Raw genomic sequence first — 4,234 nt, 5'->3', positions numbered from 1 at the left:
GCGGAGGAGTACCTGGCGCGCTACGGACACGCCCGCGCCCTCGTCCTGGCCCGCTTCGTCCCCGTCGTCCGCACCGTCCTCAACCCGCTGGCCGGCGCCCTGAACGTGCCGGTGCGCACCTTCACCCTCTGGCAGGTCACCGGCGGACTCCTGTGGAGCGTCGCGCTGCCGCTGGCCGGCTACGCCCTCGGCGCGTCCGTCCCCGACATCGACCGCTATCTGCCGCCCCTGGTCGCCCTCGTGGTCCTCGCCTCACTCGCCCCGCTGGCCCGGGAACTCCTGCGCGGCCGCCGCGCCGCGCCCGCCCCGGGGACACCGGCCGGACCCGCCGCCTCCCCGGCCCCGGCCACCGTTCCCGTCCCCGTCCCCGACCCCGCGACCCGCCCCCGGGCCGCCCGCCCCACCAAGGAGAACCCCCGGTGACCCGGTCCGCCCTCTCCGGCGCCGCGATCGACGGCGGCCTGTACACCTCGATCACCGACACGGCCCGTCACGCCCCCGCCGCCCTCAACACCGCCGTCTCCTACTGGACCGACTACGGGCTCGTCCTCTTCGCCGTCCTGATGGTGCTCGCCTGGTGGCGCTCGCGCGGCGCCGGCTCCGCCCGGACGGCCGTGGCACTGGCCGCCCCCCTGATCGTCGTCGTGGCCTTCGCCGTCAACGACGTCGTCAAGAGCCTGGTCGACGAGCAGCGGCCCTGCCGGACCCTGCACACCGTCACCGTCGAGGTGTGCCCGCCGGCCGGCGACTGGTCGTTCCCCAGCAACCACTCCGTGATCGCGGCCGCCGCCGTGGCCGCCCTGCTCCTCGCCGACCGCCGCATCGGCCTCCTCGCCGTCCCCGCCGCGCTCCTCATGGCGGCCTCCCGGGTCTGGGTCGGCGCCCACTACCCGCACGACGTCGTCGCCGGGCTCGCCGTCGGCGTCCTGGTGGCCTGGCCGCTGGGCCTGCTCGCCCGCCGCGCGGCCCCGCTCGTCGACCGCCTGGGCACCACGCGGCTGCGCCCCCTGGTCGCGACCCGGTGACCGCCCCCGAGGACGGGCGCGGCGGCACCGGGAGCGGTTCCTCCGGCCCCCGCGTCCCCTTCCGCCGGCCCCGCACCGGGCCGCTGATCACCGTCGCCGCGGTCTGCGCGGTGCTCCTCGCCGCCGCGTCCACCGTCGTCGCGGTACGCCACGGCGCCCCCTTCCCCGTCGAACGGGCCCTGCACGACTGGTGCGTGGCGCACCGCGGCGGCGCCTTCCTCCCGTCGGCGCGCGCCCTGACCGCCACCGGCACGGGCGTCGTGCCGTACGCGATCGCGGTGATCGCCGGGCTGCTGGCCGGGCGGGACGCCACCGGCCGGCTGTACGCCGTGACCTGGGCGGTGATCGTCCTCGGCACGGGCCAGCTGCTCCGGTACGGCCTGATGGAACTGCTCGCCCGCCCCCGGCCGCCGCTCGCCGACCGGGCCGTCGCCGTCACCGGCCACGCGTTCCCGTCCGGCCACGCGACGACGTCCGCACTCGCGGCCGGGCTGCTCGTCTGGGGTCTGCTCCACCGGGTGCGCCCCGCCGCCGCGCGCCTGTGGTGCCTGGTGTGCTTCCTGTGGGCGGTGGGAGTGGCCTGGACCCGGGTGTACCTGGGGGTGCACTGGCCCGGCGATGTGCTCGCCGGGTGGGTGTTCGCCGCGGGGTGGCTGGCCGTCGGACTGTGGGCCGCGCCGTTGTTGTTCCGCCGTTACCGTCCGTAGAACCTCGGGGCACTTCCATGGCGGGATGATGGTCGTACCAGGTCTTCGCCAAGGGGGCATGGACGGTGTCCCCGGGGAGCAGCACTGTCCTGGGCACCGCGTACCGGCACCGCCCGGCACGCCTCCGGCGCCCGCGTATCCGCACTCGGCACATACGCACCACCTGGGGGACAGCACCGATGAACCACTCTTCCCAGCCACCGGCGGACCGCCTCGTCCGCCCCGCGGCGAACCGGCCCCCCGGCCGCTGCGCCGCCGCCCCCGACAAGGACCCGACCCCGTGCGAGGGCCCGCACGACGCCGCCACCCTCATCGACCGCCACGGCACCGAGGTGGCCGGCTGCGTCCACCACTGCGCCCGGCTGCTGGCCGGCCTCGAAGGCGGCCGCGTCCATCCCTTCGTCCCGGCCGCCCGCTCCCTGGAGGTCTACTCCCGGGCCGGCGAACTCCCGCCGTTCGCCTGGGAGGTCGGCCTCTGACGCGCCACCCGGCGGGCCCGGCGCTTCCCCCGGGAGGCACCGGGCCCGCCGGGCATCCCCCGGCCCCGGCTCCCCACGGGAAGATCACTACTGGCCGCCGGCCCCAGGAGCTGGCACGCTTCGACGCGCGTGCCGGCCCCGACCGGCGCGCCGCGCCCGACGGCGCGTCCCCGACCGGAAGGAAGCCCCAGGTATGTCCCCTGCCTCCGCCACGGCCTCCGCGACACCCCCGGCCGTCCACCTCCCGACCCTCGCCGCCGTGGAAGCGCGGGTGCTGTGGCTGTCCACGGCGATCATCGACCACGCGAACCGGGTCCGCCCCAACCCCGCCGGACTCAAGGTCGGCGGGCACCAGGCGTCCTGCGCGTCGATGACCTCGATCATGACGTCCCTGTGGTTCCACCGGCTGACCGCCGACGACAGAGTGTCCGTCAAACCCCACGCCTCACCCGTACTGCACGCCCTCAACCACCTCCTCGGCGAACTGGACCCCCGGTACCTGACGACCCTGCGGGCCTTCGGCGGACTCCAGAGCTACCCCAGCCGCGCCAAGGACCCCGACCCGGTGGACTACTCGACCGGCTCCGTCGGCATCGGCGCCACCGCCCCCGTGTGGGGCGCGCTCGCCCGCCGTTACGTCGACGGGCACTTCGGCGGCGCCGGCACCGGACGGCAGTACTCCCTGCTCGGCGACGCCGAACTCGACGAGGGCGCCGTCTGGGAGGCGGTCCGGGACCCGATGACCGCCCGCCTGGGCGAAGTGGTGTGGATCGTCGACCTCAACCGCCAGTCCCTCGACCGCGTGGTGCCCGGCATCGCGGCCGGCGCCCTCCAGGGCATGTTCTCCGCCGCGGGCTGGCAGGTGCTCACCCTCAAGTACGGGCGGCTGCTGGAGGACCTGTTCGCCCGGCCCGGCGGCGAGGCGCTGCGCGCCCGCATCGACGCCATGGACAACCCGGAGTACCAGCGGCTGCTGCGCTGCACCGCCGCCGAACTGCGCGAGCGGCTCCCGGGCGCCGGTTCCACCGCCCGCCCCGTCGCACGGCTCATCAGCGGCCTCGACGACACCACCCTCCTCGCGGCCCTCCGCAACCTCGGCGGCCACGACCTGGGGGCCCTGCTCTCGGCGTACGACCGCATCGACGACACCCGCCCGACCGTGATCTTCGCGTACACCGTCAAGGGCCGCGGCCTGCCCACCGAGGGCCACCCGCAGAACCACTCCGCACTGCTGACGGAGCCGCAGATGCGGGAGCTCGCCGACCGCCTCGGCACCGACCTCGACGCCCCCTGGGCCGGCTTCGCGGACGGCACGCCCGAGGCGGAGCTGTGCGCGGCCACCGCCGAGCGGCTGCGTCGCCCGCACCACCCGGCGCACCGCCCGCCCGCCGTCCCCGCGGACACCGGCCGCACCCCGTCCGGCACCGGCAACACCCAGCAGGCGCTCGGCCGGCTGCTGCTGGACCTGACCCGCAGGGCGCCCGAGGTGGCGGGCCGGATCGTCACCGTCAGCCCCGACGTCAGCTCCACCACCAACCTCGGCGGCTGGATCAACAAGGTCGGCGTATGGGCGCACCACGAACGCGACGACTGGTTCGCCGACGACGCCGAAACCATCCTGCACTGGCGGGAGAAGCCCGCCGGCCAGCACATCGAACTCGGCATCGCCGAGACCAACCTCGTCGGCCTCCTCGGCGAACTCGGCGCCACCTGGAGCCGCTGGGGCCAGCCCCTGCTGCCCATCGGCGTGGTCTACGACCCGTTCGTCACCAGGGCCCTCGAACCGTGGTCCTTCGGCATCTACGCGGGCGGCCGATCGATCCTCGTCGGCACCCCGTCCGGGGTCACGCTGGCGCCGGAGGGCGGCGCGCACCAGTCCGTCACCACCCCCTCCCTCGGCCTGGAACAGCCCGGCTGCGTCAGCTACGAACCGGCCTTCGCCGTCGACACCGAATGGTGCCTGCTGGCCTGCCTCGCCCAACTCGGCACCCCCGACGGCAGCTCCGCCTACCTGCGGCTCTCC

The 4,234-nt window shown here is 75.7% G+C and carries 5 protein-coding genes; all 5 read left to right on the top strand.

What is annotated here, in order from left to right:
• A partial coding sequence (locus AC51EU_RS27730) for a DedA family protein (protein WP_496269832.1) occupies positions 1-423 on the top strand: 423 nt, incomplete at its 5' end.
• Complete coding sequence (locus tag AC51EU_RS27725) at positions 420-1,025, top strand: phosphatase PAP2 family protein (RefSeq protein WP_496269831.1); 606 nt, start codon at positions 420-422, stop codon at positions 1,023-1,025. The genes AC51EU_RS27730 and AC51EU_RS27725, both read left to right, overlap by 4 nt.
• Positions 1,022-1,732 (top strand): phosphatase PAP2 family protein, encoded by a 711-nt coding sequence (locus AC51EU_RS27720; RefSeq protein ID WP_496269830.1) that lies wholly within the window; start codon positions 1,022-1,024, stop codon positions 1,730-1,732. The genes AC51EU_RS27725 and AC51EU_RS27720 overlap by 4 nt, the downstream gene beginning before the upstream one ends.
• A gap of 179 nt (positions 1,733-1,911) precedes the next feature.
• A complete protein-coding gene (locus AC51EU_RS27715; protein ID WP_496269829.1) occupies positions 1,912-2,211 on the top strand; it encodes a hypothetical protein in 300 nt (99 codons plus the stop codon).
• A gap of 193 nt (positions 2,212-2,404) precedes the next feature.
• The coding region (locus AC51EU_RS27710; protein ID WP_496269828.1) for a thiamine pyrophosphate-binding protein at positions 2,405-4,234 on the top strand (1,830 nt) is incomplete at its 3' end.

The sequence above is a fragment of the Candidatus Streptomyces philanthi genome (assembly GCF_059553635.1).
The sequence above is the reverse complement of the archived record's forward strand: the minus strand, read 5'-3'. Positions and strand labels throughout refer to the sequence as shown.